This window comes from Pedobacter gandavensis, from assembly GCF_014172405.1.
In the GTDB taxonomy this organism is placed as follows: domain Bacteria; phylum Bacteroidota; class Bacteroidia; order Sphingobacteriales; family Sphingobacteriaceae; genus Pedobacter; species Pedobacter gandavensis.
The window spans coordinates 198730-223027 of record NZ_WNXC01000001.1 but is presented as its reverse complement, the minus strand read 5'-3'; the positions used below and the strand labels follow the sequence as shown (position 1 = coordinate 223027).

At 38.3% G+C, this 24298-nt stretch carries 19 protein-coding genes; 1 reads left to right on the top strand and 18 read right to left on the bottom strand.

Going from position 1 to position 24298, the window contains the following annotated elements; translation table 11 throughout:
* Nucleotides 1–12: 12 nt before the first annotated feature.
* The 8 genes from galB to GM920_RS00835 form a co-directional block, all read right to left on the bottom strand.
* Nucleotides 13–2562, bottom strand: coding sequence for a beta-galactosidase GalB (gene galB, locus GM920_RS00870; RefSeq protein WP_182952727.1), 2550 nt, complete (start codon nt 2560–2562; stop codon nt 13–15).
* A gap of 218 nt (nt 2563–2780) precedes the next feature.
* Nucleotides 2781–4301: a phosphoethanolamine--lipid A transferase EptA gene (eptA, locus tag GM920_RS00865; protein WP_182952726.1), complete on the bottom strand. Its 1521-nt coding sequence runs from the start codon at nt 4299–4301 to the stop codon at nt 2781–2783.
* The gene (locus GM920_RS00860) at nt 4288–5118 is read right to left on the bottom strand and encodes a phosphatase PAP2 family protein (RefSeq protein WP_235964393.1); all 831 of its coding nucleotides are present in this window, start codon (nt 5116–5118) and stop codon (nt 4288–4290) included. Before GM920_RS00860 ends, eptA begins: the two co-directional genes overlap by 14 nt.
* Nucleotides 5119–5146: 28 nt before the next feature.
* Nucleotides 5147–6127 carry a YncE family protein gene (locus GM920_RS00855; protein WP_182952725.1) on the bottom strand — a complete coding sequence of 327 codons (981 nt, stop codon included), beginning with the start codon at nt 6125–6127 and terminating at the stop codon, nt 5147–5149.
* 260 nt (nt 6128–6387) lie between these two features.
* Nucleotides 6388–7068: a type 1 glutamine amidotransferase domain-containing protein gene (locus GM920_RS00850; protein ID WP_182952724.1), complete on the bottom strand. Its 681-nt coding sequence runs from the start codon at nt 7066–7068 to the stop codon at nt 6388–6390.
* Between the two features lie 171 nt (nt 7069–7239).
* Nucleotides 7240–7803, bottom strand: a complete 564-nt coding sequence (locus tag GM920_RS00845) for a Crp/Fnr family transcriptional regulator (protein ID WP_182952723.1) — start codon at nt 7801–7803, stop codon at nt 7240–7242.
* A 224-nt stretch (nt 7804–8027) separates the two neighbouring features.
* A complete protein-coding gene (locus GM920_RS00840; protein ID WP_182952722.1) occupies nt 8028–9089 on the bottom strand; it encodes a carboxymuconolactone decarboxylase family protein in 1062 nt (353 codons plus the stop codon).
* Between the two features lie 5 nt (nt 9090–9094).
* Nucleotides 9095–9508: a (R)-mandelonitrile lyase gene (locus tag GM920_RS00835; protein WP_182955253.1), complete on the bottom strand. Its 414-nt coding sequence runs from the start codon at nt 9506–9508 to the stop codon at nt 9095–9097.
* A gap of 293 nt (nt 9509–9801) precedes the next feature.
* Here GM920_RS00835 and GM920_RS00830 point away from each other — a divergent pair, with 293 nt between their 5' ends.
* Complete coding sequence (locus tag GM920_RS00830) at nt 9802–10698, top strand: helix-turn-helix domain-containing protein (RefSeq protein WP_182952721.1); 897 nt, start codon at nt 9802–9804, stop codon at nt 10696–10698.
* Between the two features lie 89 nt (nt 10699–10787).
* Here the strand turns inward: GM920_RS00830 and GM920_RS00825 are convergent, their stop codons facing one another.
* From GM920_RS00825 to GM920_RS00780, 10 genes are all read right to left on the bottom strand, one after another.
* Nucleotides 10788–11624, bottom strand: a complete 837-nt coding sequence (locus GM920_RS00825) for a glycerophosphodiester phosphodiesterase family protein (RefSeq protein WP_182952720.1) — start codon at nt 11622–11624, stop codon at nt 10788–10790.
* Nucleotides 11625–11629: 5 nt separating this feature from the next.
* Nucleotides 11630–12928, bottom strand: coding sequence for a purple acid phosphatase family protein (locus GM920_RS00820; protein WP_182952719.1), 1299 nt, complete (start codon nt 12926–12928; stop codon nt 11630–11632).
* Nucleotides 12929–12950: 22 nt separating this feature from the next.
* Nucleotides 12951–14423: a SusD/RagB family nutrient-binding outer membrane lipoprotein gene (locus GM920_RS00815; protein WP_182952718.1), complete on the bottom strand. Its 1473-nt coding sequence runs from the start codon at nt 14421–14423 to the stop codon at nt 12951–12953.
* 12 nt (nt 14424–14435) lie between these two features.
* A complete protein-coding gene (locus GM920_RS00810) occupies nt 14436–17888 on the bottom strand; it encodes a SusC/RagA family TonB-linked outer membrane protein (protein WP_182952717.1) in 3453 nt (1150 codons plus the stop codon).
* A 96-nt stretch (nt 17889–17984) separates the two neighbouring features.
* Nucleotides 17985–19025, bottom strand: a complete 1041-nt coding sequence (locus GM920_RS00805; protein WP_182952716.1) for a FecR family protein — start codon at nt 19023–19025, stop codon at nt 17985–17987.
* Between the two features lie 92 nt (nt 19026–19117).
* Complete coding sequence (locus tag GM920_RS00800) at nt 19118–19672, bottom strand: sigma-70 family RNA polymerase sigma factor (protein WP_182952715.1); 555 nt, start codon at nt 19670–19672, stop codon at nt 19118–19120.
* Between the two features lie 118 nt (nt 19673–19790).
* Nucleotides 19791–21005: a TlpA family protein disulfide reductase gene (locus GM920_RS00795; RefSeq protein WP_182952714.1), complete on the bottom strand. Its 1215-nt coding sequence runs from the start codon at nt 21003–21005 to the stop codon at nt 19791–19793.
* 415 nt (nt 21006–21420) lie between these two features.
* Nucleotides 21421–22038: a class I SAM-dependent methyltransferase gene (locus tag GM920_RS00790; protein WP_182952713.1), complete on the bottom strand. Its 618-nt coding sequence runs from the start codon at nt 22036–22038 to the stop codon at nt 21421–21423.
* 147 nt (nt 22039–22185) lie between these two features.
* A complete protein-coding gene (locus GM920_RS00785) occupies nt 22186–22548 on the bottom strand; it encodes a DUF6799 domain-containing protein (protein WP_182952712.1) in 363 nt (120 codons plus the stop codon).
* Between the two features lie 346 nt (nt 22549–22894).
* Nucleotides 22895–24277, bottom strand: coding sequence for an alpha-L-fucosidase (locus tag GM920_RS00780; protein ID WP_182952711.1), 1383 nt, complete (start codon nt 24275–24277; stop codon nt 22895–22897).
* Nucleotides 24278–24298 lie beyond the last annotated feature (21 nt).

The window sequence follows — 24298 nt, the reverse complement described above, 5'->3', positions numbered from 1 at the left end:
TAATTCTTCTGATTATTGAACTTGGATCTTAGTAAACCCTGTGGCTAGACCATCACTTTGGGCCTTAATGGTAATCATCCCCTTAGCCCCTTTTTTCGGTTTTACGATTAACAAGGCCATTCCATTAAATGCTGGCCGTTCATGGCTCTGAAAAGAGACAAAACTGGTTGCATCACCATTATCTGTTGCCACAATTTCTCCCGGTCCTTCAATTGAAAAATGTATATCAGGATTAGAGCCAGGAACCATTAGTCCGGCTTTATCAGTTACTTTTAACGTGATAAAACACAAATCATCTTTATCCGCCTTTGTACTTGTCCGATCAGAAGAAAGGGCTAACTTAGCCATTGCGCCTGTAGTTTTCACAACATCAGTTGCCCAGAGTTTCCCCTTTTTATAACTCAGCACTTTTAGCACTCCAGGTTGATAAATTACTTTATCCCAAACCAGACGAAAGTCCTTTCCTGGTGTTTTTGCCTTACGTCCTAAACTCTTCCCGTTTAAAAACAACTCGGCTTCATCGCCAGACGTATAAACGTGTACAGGTGTGATCGAGTCCAAGCGCTCAGGCCAGTTCCAATGCGGAAGAATATGTGCCATTGGAAGATTGGGACGCCATTGTGCCTGATAACTATAAAATCGGTCTTTAGGAAAACCTGCTAAATCAATAATTCCAAAATAGCTACTCCTTGATGGTGGATTATTTTTACGGATAGCGGCTAATTGTTTCTCCAAATCCTCTTTTTTACTGGCATCAGTTCGGAAATTAAGTAAATTCGTTTCATCTGAGTTGTAAGGTGTAGGTTCTCCTAAATAGTCAAAACCAGTCCACACATATTCCCCCAGCAAATTTGGATATTTGGCATTAGTCCTAAATTGTTCATCCGGAGCGCATCCCCAACCTGGGCTTGCGGTATCGTATGAGGTAATTTGCCAGTTTTTGTATTCCGTTCCTCCAAAATAATAGGTTCCACGAGTACTTACACAAGAAGAGGTTTCACTCCCCAAAGTCGGCTTATTGGCATACCTCGGATCCGCATCCCAACGCGCTTGCTGACCAAAAAAGTAATTTACACCCATTAAATCTAATGCCACTACGGCACCCGAACTACGACCTCCATCCGGATCGTTATAGCCATTAGAGACCGGGCGTGTAGGATCTTTACGATGTACAATATCAACCAGATGTTTAGTAAGTTCCGCATTTTGCTGTTCCATTACTTCATTACCAATTGACCATATAAAAACAGAAGGGTGATTCCGATCACGATGTACTAATGCCGTTAAATCCTTATCGTGCCATTCGTCAAAAATTTTGTTGTAATCATTTTTACGCTTTCCTTTTTCCCAGGCATCAAAAGCTTCATCCCAAACTAGAAATCCCATTTTATCTGCCATTTCCAATAATTCAGGAGCAGGTGGATTATGGGAAGTACGCAAGGAATTGCAGCCCATATCTTTTAGAAGTTTCAACTGACGTGTTAAAGCACTAAGGTTAAAAGCGGCACCCAATGCGCCTAAATCATGGTGATTACAAGTTCCTTGAATCTGTACACGTTTGCCATTCAACAAAAAGCCATTTTTAGCGGTAAACTCAATCGTTCTGACACCAAATGGCGTAAAATAGCTGTCCACCACTTTTCCATTAATATGGATGGTTGTTTTTGCAACATAACGATGAGGAGTTTCAATACTCCAAAGTTTAGGCTTCAGTAGGATTGCTTTTGAGGAGACTCCCTTATTTTCTCCCGCATTAATATCAATGCTGATATCTTTTGTAACTCCTACCTGAAGTGAGGGTTTGTCCAATTTATCCAGCTCATATAGTGTGGTTCGGACAATAGCTTTTTCATCTTTAAGGGATTGATTATTTACAGTTGTGACAATATTTACCACAGCTTTCTGATCAGAAACCTGAGGCGTGGTAATATAGGTCCCCCAATGTCCCACATGTACAGGATCTGTCTTCACCAACCATACATGTCGGTAAATTCCGGCACCAGGATACCAACGTGAATCCCAGTCCTCGGTGTCTAAACGAACGGCCAGTACATTTTCTTTTCCAAACTCAAGAAAAGGTGTTAAATCCATTCTAAATGAAGAATATCCATAGGGCCATGTGCCTACGTACTTTCCATTTAACCAGATTTTTGCGTTAGCCATTGCTCCGTCGAAATCTACAAACACACGTTTCCCTGCATCAGCCTGATGTACCGTAAAATGCTTTCTGTACCATCCAATTCCTTTCCAGGGTAACTTCCCTGTTGAGCCTTCCAGCTCAATTCTAAAAGGGCCACTAATGGCCCAGTCATGTGGTAAGTTCAATTTTTGCCAGCCACTGTCATGAAATGAAGAAACTTCTAAACCAGAGGGTTCTTCTTTCCTTGTGCCATCCGGTTGCAAACCATACCTTGCAAATGACCATCCCTGATCAAATGAAAGCGTATTCATGGAACCCATTCTGGTAATGGATTTATTTTGAGCGGATATTTCCCTAACACCTATTGTGGTGAGTATTACAACAAGAGATGCAAGCCTGAAATAGATTTTTTTGCAATTCATTTAAATAAAATATGCTTAGTTGTTTCTGTTGGAACGGTTTTCAGATCGAGTTTATTTAAAAAACAAACCAGGAAGAAAACTTAAAACTAAGTTGTTTTCCAACAAAAAAAAATAGAATATTCTACGAAAAAGATGGACTAAACAACTATAACCTAATGCCATTAGTAATTATTCAGCTAAAAACTTCCAGGATAGAAAAAAAGTATTTGGAACTTTAATTACTTAAAAATATTCATTTGCTCCTCATAAATGGGACTCTGTATGTTTAAAAAATTTAAAACACTATGAAATACATGGTTTTGAGATAACATTTTATTAGGCTTGACTTGTTTTGAACCATCCGAAACCCAAACAATAAAAGGAATTTCATATTGTTCTTTAGGAGCAATACTTATAGGTACCCCATGCATATATAGATTTTTTTCTCCTAAAGATTCACCATGATCTGAGACAAAAATCATTGCACTTTTATACTCGTGTAATTGTTTCAAATCCCCAATTAATTTGGATAAAATATAATCCGTGTAAACAATCGTATTGTCATAAGCATTAATTAGTTCAGTTTGAGAACAACTCCCTAATTCAACACTATTACATACCGGCTTAAAAACCTCAAATTGAGTCGGATACTTCTTACTATAGGTAGGCCCATGACTTGTACTTGTGTGCAATATGATTAGTATTTTGTTCTTTTTGCTGGCTAGTATTTGTTCTTTTAGCCCATTCAAAAGAACCTCATCATAATTACATCCATCGCCTTTACAGTTTTGCATTAAAACATCTCTGTTTTGATAATCCTTGATATGCACTGGTGGTTCTCCCCAGTTTGTGGTTCTCCAAATAACATCTACATTATTTCTATATAAATAGTTGGGTAAAATTTCATACAACTTATCAGAATTCGTATGTTCTAAAATACATTTTACACCTGCAGTAGTATAAGTGGCACAAGAGGTCGCATTAAAATGAAATACATGAGGTGTTTTGGAAAGCAGTGGATTCGTATTTTTCTTGTAGCCATACAAAGAAAAATTTTCACTTCTTGCAGATTCCCCTATGACTAAGACTACGACCGACTTCTGGTTATCTTTTATGGTAGCATCCGGTAGCAAAATTTCTTTTTCATTACTTTTAAATTTATCCTTATAAAAAAGATAAGTATTTGCAGTGTAAGACCAAGGCATTGGCAACGCACCTAACGTTTTTGCATTTTTATCAATCCATAACCAATTGCTTGCATTAGCAAATACTAAAGCAAGAATAAATAATAAGGTAAGCGAAGAAGTGATTGCAAACCGCTTCCATGTTACATTTATGATCTTGACTTTAATGATGTAAATGCTTGGAAGGACACCAAATAAAATGAGGTATATTATTAATTTTATGGAGAAAAAACTACTCGACTCGGCATAATTGGTATTGAGTATATTACCAATCATAGTTTTATCTATTAGAACACCATAGGTATTAATAAAGTAGACCGCAATTGCGCTGATTATAAAGAATAAGACCAATAAAAATTTCCCAACAAAACGCGACAGAAAACAAATGAGGTAAAAAATAAAGGCATTTAGAACCAACATGATTATAATTATACTAATGATGAGAAAAGCACCATTTAAACTTTTATAATCAACATTTTTGAAGACGAAGCTGAAAAAAGGGAAATGAAAGAATAAAAAATTAAGAAAACTCATCAACACTGCAAAATGAGTTATCTTTAAATTATTTTTTAACATAAACATTAATAATTCGATATAGTGAAATAACTAAAGTGATTAATGATAAATAGAATATGATCAAATGATCATCCAGCAATCTATTTACCAATGAAATACAACAAAACAGAAAGAATAATATGATAATTGGATAGTATCTTTTATTGTTGATCCAAGTCCAAATTGGATATTTTTCATTAATAAAAACACCTAAAAGTCCTGAAATATATCCGATAAGTCCACCTATAATAACATCAAGCGGGTAGTGTGCTCCTACACCTACCCTGGTAAACACAAGGATCAATCCTGCACCAATTATAAAAATACACCATAAAATTTTATAATTTAACCGCTGTGGCATAAATGCGAACAATAGGACTGTAAGTACTGTAAAAACTGTAATTGAGTGTCCAGAAGGTAAACTATTGTGTCCAGTTAGTGCTTTTCCGATAATCACGAAACGATCATGATCAAATACCGCAGCGGGCCTTGGTACTGAAAATATTTCTTTTAGTGAAGTACAAATTATACATGAAATAAGTGACGCTGATATTAAGCATTCCCACATTTTAGGGGCATATATAATAAAAATGCCTAGGAAGGATATTAAAACTATTTCATCTCCAAGCTGGGTAAGGTTAAACATTGTTTTCGGAAATAGAGCTAATTTTGAATTCAGAAAAATGAAAGCATTTTTCTGAATCTGTATATATTTATCAACAGATAAAGCATCTTGCTGATAAAGAAGCACAACGATTAAAACTAAAAAAATTGAGGGTAATAAAAATAAAGTCGGCTTAAGTCTTGAATAATTTTTAATAACAATTGTATTCATCATATCTTGATAAACTTATTTAACCTTCTTATTACATGCCGTATTCCAATACACGGAAAGTACCAGGCTCCAGGGAATTATCTCCAACCGATAAGAAAATGTGGTGTGTTTTAGAATCCAGGCTAATGGTTCTTGCACCTGGAGTAGTTTTCAAAGTTTGGCTAACCCGGTATTGATCCTTCGCTGATGCCTTGATCACAGTTACCGTTCCTTCACCATTAGAACTATAAACATGTTTTAAAACAGGGTCAAACGCAATTCCATCACTTCCTTCTCCGATAGGAACGCTGCTAATGATTTTTCCACTTTTTATATCCATAACCAGCATGACCTTATTGGCACATCCTATGAATAAGCGGGAGGTATTTCTATCTATCGCTAAACCCGATGGTTCTTCGCCTGTTTTAAGTGGATATCTTTTAAGTATCTTATAATCATTTGCGTTAAAACAGACCACTTCGTTTTTGTCCTCAATATTGACAAATATTAATCCTTTACCATCAGAAACCCCGGTTTCAGGTTTACCTCCTAGTGGTATAGTCGCTATCACTTTATCAGTAAGGGGATCAATGACAGTCGCATCAGCGCTTTTTCCGTTAAATACAAACAGCTTCTTTGAATACTCATCATATAACATCGCATCAGGATTTTCTCCGGTTTTGATTCTCCCGATCTCCAGATCAGTAGTACTATTAAATACCGTACAATCACCTGTTTTACCATTGCTGATATATCCTTTATTTAAGGTTTTTACCAGAACAATCCCATGCACACCTAATGTATTTGGTATCAATCCTAATGCCGCTCCGGTTTTTTTATTTAAAATATTAACCGATGTCCCATGTGAAATATACAATTTATCGCTAGATGAATCTGCCAACAGGTAATCCCATTTACCACCACCCTCAACATGGTAAGTGTTTAGCAGGTGCAGGTTTGTTTTGGTCTGGCTACTTGCAGAAAGTGCAGTCAGCAGACTGCATGACAAAAGCATTAACACGGTGTTTTTCATGTTTTTTTAATAACAAACAAACAACATCAATCTGTAGAAATTCTGTACAAGCAATTAATATAAGGTAATTTTTCTGTTAAGTTTAGCGCCATGATAAGTCAATCTGGATTATGGTACCCTCATCTTATACTACAACCTGAATAATATTCATGCATTGGTCCTTAGTCAGGTCCATAAACAAACAATCCTTACCTGAATGAACAGATAAGGATTATTAGGGTTAAATTTATGTCAACCTATTTCAAGAAGTAAAAGTGTATTTATTTTTTTAACGCTTTTAACAACTCCTTCGCCGCTTCTTCTGATGAAGCTGGATTTTGTCCGGTAATCAGCAGGCCATCTTTTAAAACATAAGATCCCCAATCTGCTCCTTTACTGTAAGTACCGCCAAGTTTTTTTAACTCATCCTCAAGTAAAAATGGCACAACCTCTGTTAATTGAACTGCAGCTTCCTCGCTGTTGGAAAAACCGGTTACTTGTTTGCCTTTAACAAAAGGGTCACCATTAACTCCCTTTACTTTGATCAATACACCTGGAGCGTGGCATACCAAGGCAATTGGTTTTTCCTGATGGTTAAAACCTTCAATAAGTTGGATTGAATTAGCGTCATTTGCAAGATCCCACAGAGGTCCGTGACCACCCGGATAGAATACAGCATCATAATCTTCTGATTTTACTTCGCTTAGTTTTACCGTATTGGCTAGTTTTTCTTTTAAAGCCTGATCCTTGTCAAACCTATGAGTTGCCGCTGTTTGAAAATCGGGCAGCTCACTTTTAGGGTCAATGGGCGGCTGACCTCCCTTTGGTGATGCAATGGTAAGTTCGGCACCAGCATCGGCCAATACATAATAAGGGGCAGCAAATTCTTCTACCCAGAACCCTGTTTTTTCACCTGTATTACCCAAATCGCTATGTGATGTTAAGACAATCAGTATTTTCATAATTATTTATATTTTATATGATGAGATAGAACATTTAGTAACACTTCTGACAGTTTATACTTATTTACCTATACAACAATCTTTGTTTGATTAAGTTGATCAAAGTTAAACAGGTATACAGAAATACTAGTTGAGTGAGCACACAAAAAAACTGTGATCTGGATCACATAATTAGTGATTAAACCTGCTGAGGCTTTCACGCGACACTCCCAGATAGGAGGCTAGTAATGTTTTAGGGATGCGTTGCAGAAGGGAGGAGTTTAATTTCAGTAAACGATCATATCGTTCCTGTGGATTTTTAAGGAGAAGAAGCCGAATTCGTTGCTGTAACGCAATATAGCCGCTACCGGTTTTTTTAAGGAAGAAATTAGAAATCTCGTGAATTTCCCGGCAGAGTTTTTCACGGTTTTCATAAGACAGCATATAGACCTCACAATCTTCAATACAATCAATGTTTAAAGTAGCTGGAGTATTAGTGACCAGCGCATGGTAATCAGAAATCCACCAGTCTTCCATGGCAAACTGCAGAATATGCTCCCGTCCGCTTTCATCAATATAAAACGACTTCAGCAAACCCTTAATTACCCAGAATTCATTTTCTATTTTGTTGTCCTGCTGAACCAGATATTGGTGTTTTTTGAATTTCCGATAGGTAAAATGTGAAAAAACGTATTCAAATACTTCATCTGAAAGGGGAATTATTTTTCCAAAATGTGCTTTGAGTAACTGTTTCATCAGAGATGCCTTTTTTTTATCAGAATTGCAATTATAATGGAAATAACTTTAAGCTTTTCGTTTATCTACCCATTTATTAAGATATGTCATCTGTCTTAGAGGTTAATTACAACGTTTTGACCAACGCTTGATGAGGAGAGCTATTATCCGTTAGAATTAAACAAGTACAGCTCGATGGGAAGGTAAACTATTAGACCAAAATAATGTTGCTATACTGACATTGGTTACTTGCCCATTTTGCTAAAAATCAATTGCATTGTTTCATGATCAATGGCATTCATATCTATCAATTTTAATGATTTAACCATCTTCAAAGTTCCTGATTTGTAAATTTTAAAGTGAGCTGTTTCCAAATGTGATAGATAAGCCTGTTTATTGGCATAAATTTCAATAATCCTGATCTGATTGGGATTTTCTTTAAGGTACATTGGAAAAATTGCAATAACTCCTGGCTCTATTTTAACGGAAGCCGCTGCTTCTTCATTCAAGATGGTATTGTAGGCTTCCAAATATTCAGGTATAATCTCGATTTCTGAAATACGCACTAACATATCGGGTGCAATGACAGGATTTTCAGGCTTTGACAACACTTTTCTTAAGACATTTGCCTGTGTAGTGTTGATTGTTTTCTCGATTAGATTGGCAACATCAACCAATTGATTTTCGGTGATCCCTGTATTGATTCCCATACCAACATGATCTTTCAACTGTGCTTCAACACCTGTCATTGCAGCTAATGCAGCAATAGTAACCAATTCCCTTTGTTTGAAGGTCAATACTTCACTTTCAAAAATATCTGCAAACAAGTGTTCTTTTAAAAAAGCGTCTATCCTTGGAGCAAACTCCCCGAAACCGGGTGCAGGTTTGATTTGCTCAGATTTAGTTAATATTTCCAGAACTTTCCTGCCTTTTTCGTACTTGTCTTTATCAGTAGCTGGAATTTCACCTACATTACCTTGTTTATCTGTAATGCCTTTAGATTTCCGTTCGTCTAAAACATTCATCAAAGCACTGATACCATTAAGACTTCTAGGAAATCCACAATATGCATATAGCTGAACCAGTAATTCTTTAATTTCATTTACTGATAATCCAGCATCCAGCCCTGCATTGAATTGAATCCTTAACTTTTCTAAATCTCCAACCGCTGTTAAAGCAGAAATATTAACCAAACTTTTTTCCTGATCATTTAATGACTTTGGGATATGTGATTGATTTTGGGCATTCATTTTAGTTGCATTTATGGTTAAAAAAAGTATCAGGAAATACTTTATAAAGTTATTCATCAGCCCTATTTTTTATTTACATGATTATATTCTTCATCTGTAACCGGATTCAGCCAAACTACATTCTCTTCGCCCTGATAATTAGTAATCGCGATATGAACCACCTTACTTGAGGAGGCAGCACCATGCCAATGTTCAACGCCTTCAGGAATGTTTACGACATCTCCTTTTTTTATAGCTTGAGCAGGTTTTCCTCTTTCCTGATAAAAACCTGCTCCTTCAGTGATGATCAATACCTGTCCTTTGGGATGGGTATGCCAATGGGTTCTTGCTCCGGGTTCAAAAGTCACACTCCCCATAGCAAATTCGTTGTTTTTATCTTTTGCTAATAATGGATGAAGAAAAGCATCTCCACTAAACCAATCATTTGATAGTTTCGTGCCTTTAGGAAAAATTGCGGTGTTGATTTCTGCTGTCATGGTATCTATATTTTGTGATGGGTTACAAGAAGCTGTTATAAATGTCATTAACACAACTGTATTAACCAACAAGTGTTTGATTTTCAAGCATCTTTTCATACTTATATATTTTATATTATGATTTCAAATTTTGCAAGCATTGAACCCGATAAATAATTATTCAAATTTCGCCAGTATTGTTTGGATACGATGTAGACAGGATACTGATGTTTTTACCAGTTTTACTGATATGGCATTAACGTCGCTGTCTAATAAGTTAGGTTTCTTAAATTTGTCTCTGTGATTTTTATGCTATGAAAGACTTTGAAAGGATTGATACCGTAAGGCAGTATAACGAATCCATGGGTGTAGATACATTGCATCCCTTAGTAAGCGTGGTTAATTTTGATGAGATTCCTACCTATCACAATTTCCGACGACATATGGGCGTTTATGCTGTTTTCTTAAAGAATATAAAATGTGGTGATATGAGGTATGGTTGTCAGCCTTATGATTACGAAGATGGGACACTGGTATTTATTTCACCCGGTCAGGTTTACGGTATTGACAGTAAGGGCGAAATTATTAAACCATCCGGGAAGGCATTGGTATTTCATCCTGATTTAATTGTTGGGACACATCTGGGGAAACAGATAAAAGATTATTCCTTTTTTTCTTATGAAGTGAACGAAGCACTCCATTTATCAAAAAAAGAAAGCGCAACTATTAATGATTGTCTTGATAAAATTGCCTCTGAAATTGATTTGAACATTGACAAACACAGTAAAACCTTAATCGTATCCAATATTGAGCTTTTTCTTAATTACTGTATGCGTTTTTATGATCGTCAATTTATCACGCGTACTAATGCCAACAATGATGTTTTACTGAGATTTGAAAACCTATTGAATGATTACTTCAAATCCAATTTAGCGCATAATTTAGGCTTACCAACTGTAACCTGGTGCGCGGAGCAATTACATTTGTCGCCAAATTATTTTGGAGATTTAATAAAAAAAGAAACAGGTATTACTGCATTGGATTATATCCAATCTAAGTTGATAGAGGAAGCTAAACTCAAAATATTTGATCCTACTAAATCCATAAATAAGATAGCAGATGAATTAGGATTTAAATACCAACAACATCTAACACGTCTGTTCAAACAGAAAACGGGAATGACACCGAATGAATATAGAAGTATGAGTTAGTGGAGCATGCAATAAAAAATCGCCTCCAAAATCAATTGGAGACGGCTTTTCTAAGGGCATTACGATAACAATCAACGTTTTTTCAAGACCTAATGCCTGGATAAATTTATACCATTACGCAGATTATTTATTTGTAAGTACTTAATTAGCGCAGCTGGATGGTCCGTTTGAACCCCATGAATACCTTTATCCATGGCAGCTTTCCATTTTATGGGATCTTCATCTGCCATTTGCACATCTAAAAAGACCGACAATCCATTTTCTCTCATCGCATCAATAAGCGTTTCATTTGGAATATTATCGGTCGCCTCCAAAGGCATTTCTTTAAGAAAAGAGCGCAGCTCCGCTTTTGTTTTTATACTTTTTGGCAAGCCAGACATCAGTGGCATTTGTGGAGCCACTGCCTTCCATGATTTATATTGTTCTATCTTATTGATATAAACCAGGACTTGTTTTTCCATACCTGCAGCAACAATTTCCTTGTATGCCTGCAACACATCGGCGGCTTTAAAATCCAGGTAAATATTAATGCGGTTTTTACAGGTCTTTAAAGCTTCTTTAAAACTTGTCAGCTGATATAGTTTTCCATCCTTAGCATTCAGACTAAGTTTTTCAACTTCATCCAGGTTTAAGTCCTGTATTCTGCCTTTACCATTGGTAGTATGGTCTACGGTTTCATTGTGTATTAAAACCAGATGACCATCACGGGTAGTACGAAGGTCTAACTCCACATAATCCGCACCAAGTTCAATGGCTTCTTCAATAGCGGCAATGCTATTTTCGGGTTTCACCAAATGGCTTCCCCTATGGGCAATCACTATAAAGCCATTTTTACATCTGGGAAGCGGCGGCATGGTTCGCTGTCCAAATGCGGTAAAAATAAGGCCCGTTAAGATCAGCGTAAGTAAGTTTGCTTTTCGATTCATCAACATCATTTATATGATTGTTGCTTTGCAGCAGGATTCATATCTGTAAATTCAGCGGCATGGTCTCTGCTTGATTTCTTCAGAGAAAAAGCATCAAACAATTCACCTGAAGTTTTGTAAGCCTCAAACTTTAAGTGCTGACCATCCACATGAATCGTTTGAAAAAGCTGTGTATTTTCCAAAGAGACATTCATCCATTTGGCGCCATCTACTTTATACATTTTAGGACCGGCAACGGAAACCAGGTATACTGGTCCACTGGCTTCTCTGCCCGACAATCCGCGAGGCAGATTTTGTCCGCGGCTATAAGTATGGTCATGGCCTTGCAAAACAAGGTCGATGTGGTATTGATCAAATAATGGTTTAAAACGCTCTCTAAAGTCTTTATTATCCCTGCTTTTAGCAGTAGAAAAGATAGGATGGTGAAAGGTAATCACCGTCCACAATTGCTTGTTTTCTTTTAAAACCTTTTCCAGCCATTCATATTGAGTTTTAGCAGCGGCCTCATCCAGAATGATCATTTGAGAATCTAAAGAAATGATCCGTACATTCTGATAATCTACATAATACACAGATTCTTCCAGGCCTTTGGGTCCATTACCTGGTAAAGTATATTGTACGCCCCAATGCGGATCCAGAATCAGCTTTCTCTGTTCATCTCTTACATATTCATGGTTACCTGGCGAAGGCAGACTAGGAATCATCCCATTGATGAATCCACCTCCATAATGCCACTCTCCCCACTCCTGATCATTATTGGAACGGTTGATCAGGTCACCGGTATGAATGATGAATCGGGCATCGGGCTGATGTGCAAATGCCCTACGGATTACGCGGGACCATTTGGAACGGATATCATTCTGAGCATCGCCCAGGTAAATAAAGGAAAAAGGTTTATTGGTATTGGATGCGGTGGTAAATTGAAACCATTCACTCCAATGGTCGCCTGCCCCTACACGGTAAGCATATACTGTTCCTGGCTTCAGGTTGGCAAAAGTAACCTGATGATACTTTGCAATCGCATAATTATTTCCGCCAGACAATATGCGCGACCCTGCGTCATAAGTAGTAATCGATTCTTCCAGCGCCGGACTAGAATCTTCCGCTTTGATTTGTGCTTTAGCAGCGGTAATGGTGGTATCGGTACGCCAGGTAACCGTCTGACTTACTTCAGGATTTCCGGTCCAGGTTAAAATTACACGGTCCGGAAAAGGTTTCGGGTTAAAATCCTGTGCATGTATTTTGCTGAGGCCAGCTGTCACCAGCATGGCCAAGAGCGAAATTGATCTTTTAAAGTTATTCATATTGAGTTTGATCTTTTTAAATTTATTTTAGAGACCACATGAGCGTGGTTTCTTTGTCGGCACCAAAAACAGACACTGCTTTTTGATAATTTACTTTGTTTTTAGCACTTTCAGAATCTGGGAAAACATAACGTTTTGGTATTCCTCGACCAGCAGCAAGCGGTCCTGTTACGAAGGCAGGGTAACCAGTACGACGCTGATCAAACCAACCTTCTGCACCTTTGAACAACATGGCCAACCATTTTTGGGTGATCAGCTGCTCTTGAGAACCATCATATTTAACGATAGCCTGGTCGTAGTAACTTGCCGGCGCGGTTACCGAGTAGCTGCTCATCGACTCCTTTATCCCCTTATAATACATCGATTCTGCCGTTTCTCCAGGTACGTTTAGCTTCCCTTTCTGCATGGCTTCAGCCAAAATAAAACAGAGCTCGGTATAGGTAACCAAACTTGCTTTCAACAAGGGGTTTGAGGATGCGCCGTTCTTTCTAAAAAAGCTGGATGAGAAAACAGACACGTGATCCTCGCCTCCATTGTATGCCGAAGGTGCATCAATCGCATTGGGTACGCCAACATACTTATTCGGATCCACAGTCGATCCTGTTGTACTTTTAACAGGTTCAACCCAAACGGCCAGTCTGGGGTCCTTTCTTTGAACAAGGCGATCCACCAGCTCCTTACTTACTTTTGTTTTCTGGTAATCAAAATCAATCATTGCCAAAGGTCCTCCTGGCCAGCTATAGCCAGCTAAGTTCCCCAGGTATGGGATTTCAGCATTATCAGCACTGCTTTCAAAAATGGGAAAATTCGTTTTATCATTGATAATTTCCTGCATTTCGGTAAAAGCAGGGCTATAATTTTTGGAGATGCGCAACAACATCCTTAAACGTAAAGTGTTCGCAAACTTACGCCATTGCAAAGCCTTGCCTTTGAACATCACGTCGGCTTTGGCATTAATTTCAGGGACTGCACCTTTCAAAAGGTCATTCGCTACGCGAAGTTCTTTTAACAAATCCGGATAAATTGCCTGTTGCGGATCATACTCCGGATAGATCAAATTGCTCTCTTTTGATTTTAGTGCCTGCGAGTATGGGACATCACCATACAGGTCTGTTAAATAACCAAAGTTAAAAGCCTTTATAATTTTACCGATTGCAACATATTGATTTTCGGAACGCTTGTCTGCGGTTTCCATAAATGTTTTATTGACAGACAAACGGGCGTAAATATCATCCCAATCCACCGGCCCCCAGTCGAAAAGGTCATAACCGGTATTGCGTACCAATGTCAGGTAACGTGCTGCTGATGCAGGTCTTCTACCTACTGCATTTTCCTGGTAGGCATAAGCAGTAGACACCACTACTTCAGACATCAGGAACTCCGTATTGGTAGTTTCCGGAGAATTTGGGTTGGTATTGATTTCTTGGAAATCTTTAGTGCAGGCAGCCAATAGAGCCACAAACAGCACCATAATGGTTTTATATTTGAATTTCATTTCTGATCGTCATTAAAAATTACAACTTAATTTAAAGCCAAAAGAGCGTGTTCCCGGTAGCGTCCAATGACCAACTCCTAATTTAAATCCTTCGGTCACACTCATAGTGCTTTCCGGATCATAGCCCAATCCATTGGCCGTCCAGGTATACAGATTTCTTCCGATCAGGGAAATAGAAAGGTTGCTGATTGGAAGTTTTCGTAACAATTGCTGATTAAATACATAAGTCAATGAAGCTTCTCTTAACTTCAGGAAAGTTGCGGAGTAGGTTAAGCGTTCATAATATTTGTTGTACGTGTTGTTGTAAAAATCAGAAGCGGCAATGATGACCTTATTTTCAGAATAGGTACCATCAGTATTGGCGATAAAACCAGGAATAATCATTCCGTCATTTCTATTTCTTCCTTGCGAATCTACCCATGGCAAACCACCGCTTTCGGCATCTCTACCAATCAGTGTATTGTCTGTTAACCCCGCATTGATCAAGCTTTTAACAACGTAAGAATAGAAATTACCCCCTTTACGCCAGTCCAGCAAAACATTAAGCGTAAAGCGTTTATAACTGAAGGTATTGTTAAAGCCGACCGTAAAATCAGGATTGTAATTACCAACTTTGAGATATTCGGAATTGTTGCGGATATAATGTCCGGTTTTATCTAATAATGCAGCACCTGCATTTGGCCCGGTTGGCACTTTAGTATAACTTGGTGTATAGAAATCTCCGATTTTTGTCCCCTCTTTAATCAGGTATCGGATATTATCTCCATCGGCACTACCCATAGAATATTCAGGTAAACCTTCCATCAGGGAGATCACTTTGTTTTCATTCTTTGTGAAGTTCACATTCATTTCCCATTTTAAGGCTGATTTTACCGGAACGGCGAAGAAGCCAATTTCCCATCCGCTGTTCTGGATGTTACCTGCGTTAATCAATCGGTTTGAAGCACCCGAAGCGATGGTAGTAGGGATATTGATGATCTGGTTTCTTTTGTTCGTTTTGTACCAGGTCACATCCAGTCCCAAACGGCTGTCGAGGAAGCGTAAATCTCCACCAAACTCATAAGAAGTAGCAATTTCTGGTTTTAGGAAGTTGTTTTTAAGGTTAAACTCAATAGTCGCTCTTTTCACATCAGCCCAATCCTGGTTAAAAGGAACGGTGTTGTACAATTGGTAAGGATCAGTATCACTTCCTACTTGTGCCCAGTTAGCCCTGATTTTGGCAAAGGACAGCACATTAGACTTGATTTTAAACACATCTGTCAACACGGTACTGAAGGAAACTGAAGGATAGAAATAAGAATTGTTTTCTGAAGGAAGTGTGCTCGACCAATCGTTTCTTCCAGTCACATCCAGGAACACCATGTCTTTATAGGCAGCATGTCCCATTCCGTATAAACTGTTGATCCGTTTACGGGAACTGTACTGCGAATTGGTAATTGTTCCGGCCTGTGCGTTGTTGATATTAAAAATCCCAGGAATACTTAAACTTTCAGTACGCTGCGCGCTACTTCTGGCCGTTTGATCCATCTGGTTCCCTCCTGCGGAAAGACTAAAAGACCAATCCTCATTTAAGATTTTCTTATAGCTCAAAAGGAAATCCGTATTCTGTTCCTTGAAGAAACTATTATCTACACCATAACCACCAAATTTAAAGCGCTTAGAGCTAAAAGGACGTTTGGTTTCATGCTGTTCATTGTACATATCGAGACCGGTACGCGCCATAAAACTCAGGTCAGCAGTGAGGTCAATTACCGCCTGCACGTTTCCGGTGATGCGGTTTCTATCGTAACCATTGGTATGTTCATAGGCCACAAAAAACGGGTTATCTGAATCATCAGGTGAGAATTGTTCCAGATTTTCACGTCCTGGTTTCCAATAATTCCTCAAATCGTTGATGTTCATATTGGCAGGCATGGAATAAAGCATTTGAGTAACGCTCTCTCTGTAGGCCGATGGACGGTTGTCACTTTTATTATTTACATAGCCGAAATTCGTGCTGATTTTCACTTTAGGGTGCAATACATAAGTTGCTGCCAGGTTTAAAGTATTTCTGCTCAGATCTGTGTTGGGTACAATGCCTTTATTCACCAGGTTGGTATAGGAAAGTCTGTAGTTACCCGATTCATTTTTGCCGGTGATGGCAATGTTATTCGTATAAGTAGATCCTGTTTCATAGAAATCTTTAGCATTATTAGGGTGTGATACCCAATCTGTAGGAACTGGTTTTCCGCTTGCATCCAGCGGACTGTTCCATTGCAGGTGTTTAGTCCCTACATTCAATCTAGGACCCCATGCCGAAGAAGTAGAAACTGCCGGATCATCGGTATAATCTCCAGCACCAAACTCAGTTTGAAAATGAGGAAACAGATAGGCTTTGTCGTACTGAGCACTGGAATTGAAACTGACACCTAAACCTTTCTTACTTGCTGCGCCACTCTTTGTGGTAATCAGGATGACACCACTTCCTGCCCTGCTACCATATAATGCTGCAGCACTGGCGCCTTTCAGAACGGTGATCGTTTCAATATCATCTGGACTGATGTCTGCAATCGGACTTCCATAATCTACTGAAGAGCGCCCTACTTCCGATGTTGCACGTAAAGAATGTGCCACAGGAACACCATCCACTACAAAAAGAGGCTGGTTATCGGTTGCAATGGAAGATTGGCCACGGATCGTTATGAAAGCAGAAGAACCGGGATCAGAACCTGTGCTGACCACATTCACACCGGCCACTTTTCCTGCCAGCGAATTAATGACGTTCACTTCCGGGGCAGTGCTCACGTCAGCGCCTTTGACTGTTGCTATGGAATAACCCAATGCTTTTTCGGAACGTTTAATTCCTAATGCAGTCACCACTACTTCTGAAAGCGCAGTTTGATCAGGTACCAGATTGATGTTCAACACGGACTCCCCTTTAACTGCTTTTTCCTGGATCTGATAACCCATCATTCTAAAGATGAGTACCGCTGATGCATCTTTTACATTTACACTAAATTCTCCATTAAAATCGGTAACAGCGGTATTGTCTACTCCTTTCTCTATGATGTTCACACCGGGTACCGGCAAACCTTTTTCATCGGTTACCCTTCCTTTTACCCGGATTGCTTTTTTAATAATCACCTGGTTGTGCTGAACCTGATAAGTCAGCTGCATCGGCGTCAAGATGCGTTGAAGCAAGCTACTGACCAATTCATTATCAGCTTTAACAGTTGGTACGTACCGGTTTAAGACGGCATCTTTATTGGTATAAACGAAAGAGAGATTGGTTTTCTTTTCGATGTTTTTAAGTAATTCGGTTAAGGTACCTTGTTTAAAGCTGAAACTGATTCTGCTGTTTAGTTCCTGCGCTTTTAAAGGCGATGCCTGCCCTGCGAAGAGCATTACAGAAAGGAACATAGAGACCAGGGTAAAAAAGCGCATTACTTTAAAAATTAATTGATTAGTCACTGCGGACTTTTTCATAACTTTGAATGTTTTAATCATTGATGGGTTAAAATAAAATTGAATTTCTTAGCCGTAAGCATGCGTCAACATGCTTCGGCTTTTTTTGTACTTTGTCTAGTTACATTTACCTCCTTTTATATAAATTGTCTGTTTGTTAATGGTGTAATGGATATCTAAAGTCATTTGAATAGTTTGCAACACTTCATTGATATTGATGTTACCAAAACTTGCAGTGAGCTTACAATTTTTAAAAGATTGGTCTGTATTGATCTTCACTGCATATCGTCGTTCTATTGCCGCAAAGACCTCTTCGATTGGCGCCTGGTCAAATACCATCTTCCCTTCGGTCCAGGCAATTGCTGTGCGGCCATCTTCCATGTTTTCGCGGTAAAGAAGTCCTGATTTTAAATCATATCCTGCTTTTTGATTAGGGAGGAGATGAATTGCTTTCGATTGTGTTCCGGCAGAATCCCTTGATACTGCAACCTTACCAGTTAATACAGTTACCTCAGGACTGGATTTTCTCCATGCACGAATGTTAAAGCTGGTTCCCAATACCAGGGTCTGAATGTTTGAGCTGTGTACTAGGAATGGGTGATTAGGATTACGCTTAACTTTAAAGAAGGCCTCTCCTTGTAACTTAACCGTTCTCAACGAAGCTTTGCTGAAGTTGTTAGGGAAGCTGATGCTACTCCCTGCATTTAACCAGATCTCCGTGCTGTCTGGTAGCATGATATTGGTAATCTTTCCAGGACCTGATGTTTTTGTAGTCCAGGTCATTTGAGGGACTGTAGACGCTACTTCCCTGTTTTTATTAAACAAAATAAAGATGGCCATTGCCGCCAAAACAGCGGCCGCTGCAGCCCAAATTCTAAAGGTGTTATTCTTTTGAGGTTTTTCGCTTTGAAGCAAAGTATCATCTGAGCTTTGAAGGGAGGTTTGAATAGCTGCAAAACTAGATTCCCAAGTTTCAGCTTGCGGGATTACAGCTGTACTTTCCCAAAGCCAAATGGCCTGATCCAGTTCCTGTTGGTGCAACGGATCTTTACTCAACCAGCCCTGTAAACGCTCCTCCAAATTTGCCACCTCCTTCAATTCCCCCCGCTCCTTTGCAGCTAAATAATCGAGTACTAGTTTCCAGATTTGTTCTTCCATTGTTATACTTTTTATAACTAGAAGACAAGATTCAGACAGCGATTACGGGTCTGAGAACGTTAAGGTTCTATTAAGAAATGGTTAAGTGTGGTTTATCTGAACTCCGCTTTATTTTTCAAGACCTTTTCCTGCAAAAACTGAAAGCCTTTAACCAGATGATCTTCTACTGTTCGAACAGAAATATCCAACAGGGCAGCGATTTCCTTGTAACTGAAACCTTCAATTCTATACATATAAAAGATCATACGTCTGCGTTCAGGCATTTGATCAATCAAATCATGAAGCAGTCGCACTTTGTCCTTATTCTCATAGCTTTGAAAGGGATTAGCTTTCACATCTATAATTTCCTGTACCTCCTCTTCCTCGATATGCTGATAATTTAATCTGGAAATTTTATGGTAATTATTAGCTCCATTTTTTACGGCCCGAAATAAATAAGCTTTTTCGTTGAGGATTGAGATTTTATTTTTCCATATAGCGATAAACACATCATTTAAAATAAGTTGTGCTTCTTCAACATCCCTGACTAGGTATATCGCATACTTTTTAAGCGTAGGAAACATTCGACGGTAGAGATCCTCGAATGCTTTTCGATCGAAGTCAGCTACAAGATCCCCATTAAACCCGACAGTATTGTTTTTGCCCATAAAATATGAAGCAAAACTAGACTAAGCAAATGACGGACACATTAACAAAATGTTAAATGAATATAGGTATGATTGCTAAATCAAGCTTCTGCAATAAGTAGGACTTATATACCACACACTAATCCACCTTAGATTTCTCTACGAGTGCCTTTTGAAGTGTTTTTGTAAGCATCATTTTCTGCTCAGGGCCGGGGGCGTCCGGGTTGATCACATTTCCCTGTTTATCAATAATCAGATAATGCGGAATACCAACAATATTAAATCGCTCAGCCAAGATTTTGTATTCATTGTCACTAAGATTAAAATGTATTCCGGATAAATTGTTATTCGCAATGGTTGCTTTCCAGGATTCATTGGAGCACCGATTCGCCAGAAAAATAAAAACAACGTCACTTCCTTTAAATCGCTTCTGGATAGCTTTTGAAGCAGGCATAGCTGCCATACATGGTGAACACCATGGCGCCCAGAAATCAACATAGATCACTTTACCAGCGTACTTCTTGATGACAGTATCAAATTCGGATGCATGATGTTTATCAGCTATTAAAGTAGCATTTTTACCCGTTTTTTGGTTAGATAAATATTGGACGATTTCATTACGCCTTTTCTTGATCTTCGAAATAAACCAGGGATCAGAGATTAATTTCTCATCCCATAGCGCATCAAATTCTTTCACCTGGTAGCCACTTAAGGCATCCAGGAACACCCTGGTGAGAAATACATCTCGTGTAAATCCAGTCGTTTGATGTTGTACATTCCAGATGATTAATTTTCCTAAACTGATGATGTCGCGATCTGCAGCGAATTTTTTGAAGAGTATGGCACTATCAGGACTAAAGTTGTTCGTGACCTTACGATAGAGCTTGTACATGAAATCCGCATGTGTTGCTGAAATGATAAAATGATCATTCATATCGTATTTGTTCAACGAATCAGGATCTTGCATCGCGTTGATCAGTGACTGATACCGTATGCTATCTTTAAGCAATCTTGGATCCTTTATATTGGCTACTGTGGGATCAATAACTAGCTGAAGGCTATCCCCCGGACTAAAAAGCAAAGAATACCTGCGATTCTGATAGAACACATATACTTCCTGAGCGTAGGCAATTGCGGTTTTATAAACAAAACTACCATCTGGGTTAATATTTACCATCAGTTTACTGCTCCGGTCCTCAAGCGGATTGAACATGAGTTGAAAAGACTTGGTATCAGAAGTTGGGATATAATTGGCTATTTTTCCTTTTAAACTAAATTCGTGCTCCTGAAGGACCTGCGCAAAGACATTTGCACTACAGAATGCTAAAATAAAAGCGATATAAAATGTTCTCATGAATTGATTAGGCTTAGCCATGGTTATACACCTAACGTGAATAATCAAATCTAGTGAACATAAGTATCAAAACGAAATTCCATTCGAGCTCATTGAATGATAATTAAACACCTCTTATTTGTTCTCGAATCCTTCTTTTTTCCTCAAAATCATCGTTGGTTATTTACCCCAATTTTAGCTCCATTTATGGTAATTAAAGTGACTTATTGGAACTAAAAGGGACTAACTTCCTTATTTCCTCTGAAAATTTTAGGGCAAAAAAAAACGCATTCGAGTTACAAATGCATTACAAATTCAAACAAGATCTTCAGTGATGTTGATAATCCCAGGCCTACAAACAATTGGATAATCAACTGCTTGTATTTAAAAAGGTAACCAAAGATATAGCCTGGATAGGATGCAATAAGATATTGAATTATGAAGTAAGAAGCCGTTTAAAACTGCAAAACAGAAAATTCTGTATGGTATTAAAAGGTGTAGTATGATCTTCAGTAATGCATCGCAGTTTTTGAAAACCATTAGATAATTGAAGATCTAAATCCGCTTCTGAATATTGTCGGATCACTAAACCACTACACTTTTCAGGTCCATTTTTTGAAAATACTCCAATAATAAGATGTCCATTAACTGATTCACGTGCAATCCTTAAATAACTTTGAATCTGTTCAGGACTCACTAAAAAGTGAAAGGTGGCACGATCATGCCACACATCGTACTTTTCAGAAGGGCTAAACTCAGTAATATCCGAGACAATCCATTTAACCTTGTCTCCTCTTTCTCCCAATCTTTTCCTAGCTTTCTCCAATGCTATGCCTGAAATATCCAGCACAGTAACATTTTGATATCCCTGATCCAATAAATAATCAACAAGCTTACTATCACCCCCGCCAATGTCAATAATATTTGCAGTTTTTGGAAGATTAAAACTATTGATAAAGTCAAGTGAGGTTTGCGGAATATCTTGTGTCCAGCTCACTTCCTCAGGTTGTTTTGAGGCATATACATTATCCCAATGAGATTTCCTTTCAGTCATGATGTAAATTTAACATTGAATCATATCGTTGCTAACACAAAATTAATTATTCCTCCAACACCCAGTCAATTTATTCCATCACCTATCGGTCAAAATCCGAATAAATTAACCGGGTTTGATGTTAAAGGCCATTTTGCTAGCATCTACCTACTGCTTTACAGTTTCCTTTTTCGTAGTAGACTCCATTGTTTTTTTCATTTTCATAGGCATCATCTTGCCCATCATGTCTATTGAATTGCCATTTTTCATCATCATGGTCTTCCCATCCTTCATTTTCACCATCCCATCAGTCATTACCATTGTTCCGTTTGGCAGGGTCATCGTTTCCTTCATCTCTGTATGCATCCCATTTTTCATGACCCACATTTTACCGTCTTTCATCATGATGTGATCTTTAGCTTTACTCATTTTATGAGTTTTCATTTTTTTGTGCATTGTGCTGTCCTGTGCTACTACGGCACCGCAACTTAACATGACCAATGCTGTAACCATTAAAAATAACTTTTTCATAATTTTGGTTTTGAAATAATTGTTTAAAATAACTGGATAACAAACAAAAGATCAGTCCATTAACCATTAACCTAAACAAACACTAGTCGTTATTGTTCTTAAGTTCATACAAAGTCGTAGACGCGATTAAAAGCTGCAACGAACCAGACTCCAATCAGCCAATTACAAGACGTATTTCCGATACATAAATCACAACAACATAACTACAAGCCACTTAACTACAATCAACAACAAGTAAGAATCATAAATCATCATCAATCGTTATCTCACTTGTTATGTGGAAAACCAACAACTAATTAGGTACTAATTGTTTAAACATTAAATTCTCTTCCTCGTAATGTGGTTACTACATTGATACAAAACCTTCCACTTTAAACACCCAGGCATATTCACACGGCAAATTTCCAGGATTTAAAACCGGCGGTATAATGGTAAGGCTATTACCTTTAAATGATTTTTTAATAGTATTATTTACGCCTATCATACTTACTTTCCCGACCTTCTTTATGCCCTTAATTGTTATCGGCTTATCAGGCCATTTTGTACAAATTACATACAGTTGATTTTGATTCGTGGTAAAAAACACAGACTTTTCACTTGACTGTGGGCGTTTTTCCCATGCAGAGCTACCATAAATGGCCTCTCCATTCACTTTTAACCACTCGCCAATATTAAGAAGTCTCTCCTGCATGACTACTGGTATAAGGCCATTTGCATCCGGACCAATATTCAACAGTAAATTACCGCCGTTCCCAACTTTATTAATCAGTAAATCAATTATCTTTTTTGAGCTGGAATAGTCATCAGCTGTTTCAAATTGATTATATCCATAAGACATCCCGATGCCGCGGCTTTCTTCCCAAGGATGTTCACTCTTTTCAGCTATTCCTTTTCCATTGTGTACTACATCATATTCTGTCGTATAATAACCTCCATGTTTACTTCTGGTTTCTTTTCCCCATCTATCATTTACAACAACCGTTTGCTTTACAGGAGATTCATTATAAAGCCAGGCAAGGAATTCCGCACTTTTAAACTGATCACTGGTATAATCCCATTCCCCATCTGCAAAGATCACTTCTGGCTTATAGCTGGTTACTAAATCTTTCATTTGCGGAATCATATGCTCATCTACCCATTTATTCATGGTAGCCGGAGTATAAAGTGGATTGTTCCATTCCAGTAAAGAATAGTATAATCCCATATGTAATCCTTTATTACGTACAGAACTGCTGAGTTCAGCGATGATGTCCCGGTGGGGGCCTATAGCCACGCTATTCCACTTCGGACTCTCTTTACTTGGCCAAAGGCAAAAGCCATCATGATGCTTTGAGGTTAATACCACATATTTTGCGCCCGATCTTTGTATCAGATCCGCCCATTTATCAGGGTTAAAATATTCTGCCTTAAACATAGGCGCGAAATCCTGATAAGTAAAGTTATTCCCATAATATTTCTGATGATGATTTATAAATAATTCATTTTTTGACAACAGCTTATTTTCATAATGTTCAGCATATTTATCATAAATTCCTTTCACCTCAGTTGTTGGCGCATATGCGGGAACAGCGTATAGCCCCCAATGGATAAAAATGCCAAATTTCGCATCCCTCCACCATTCAGGAACAGGCCTCTTGTCCAGTGATTCCCATGAAGGCTGATACTGTGCCGGGACATTTATCGAAATGCTTAGCATGGTGATGAGCACAATGCCGCTAATAATTTTCATAAGTTTATTTTTTAATGGTAT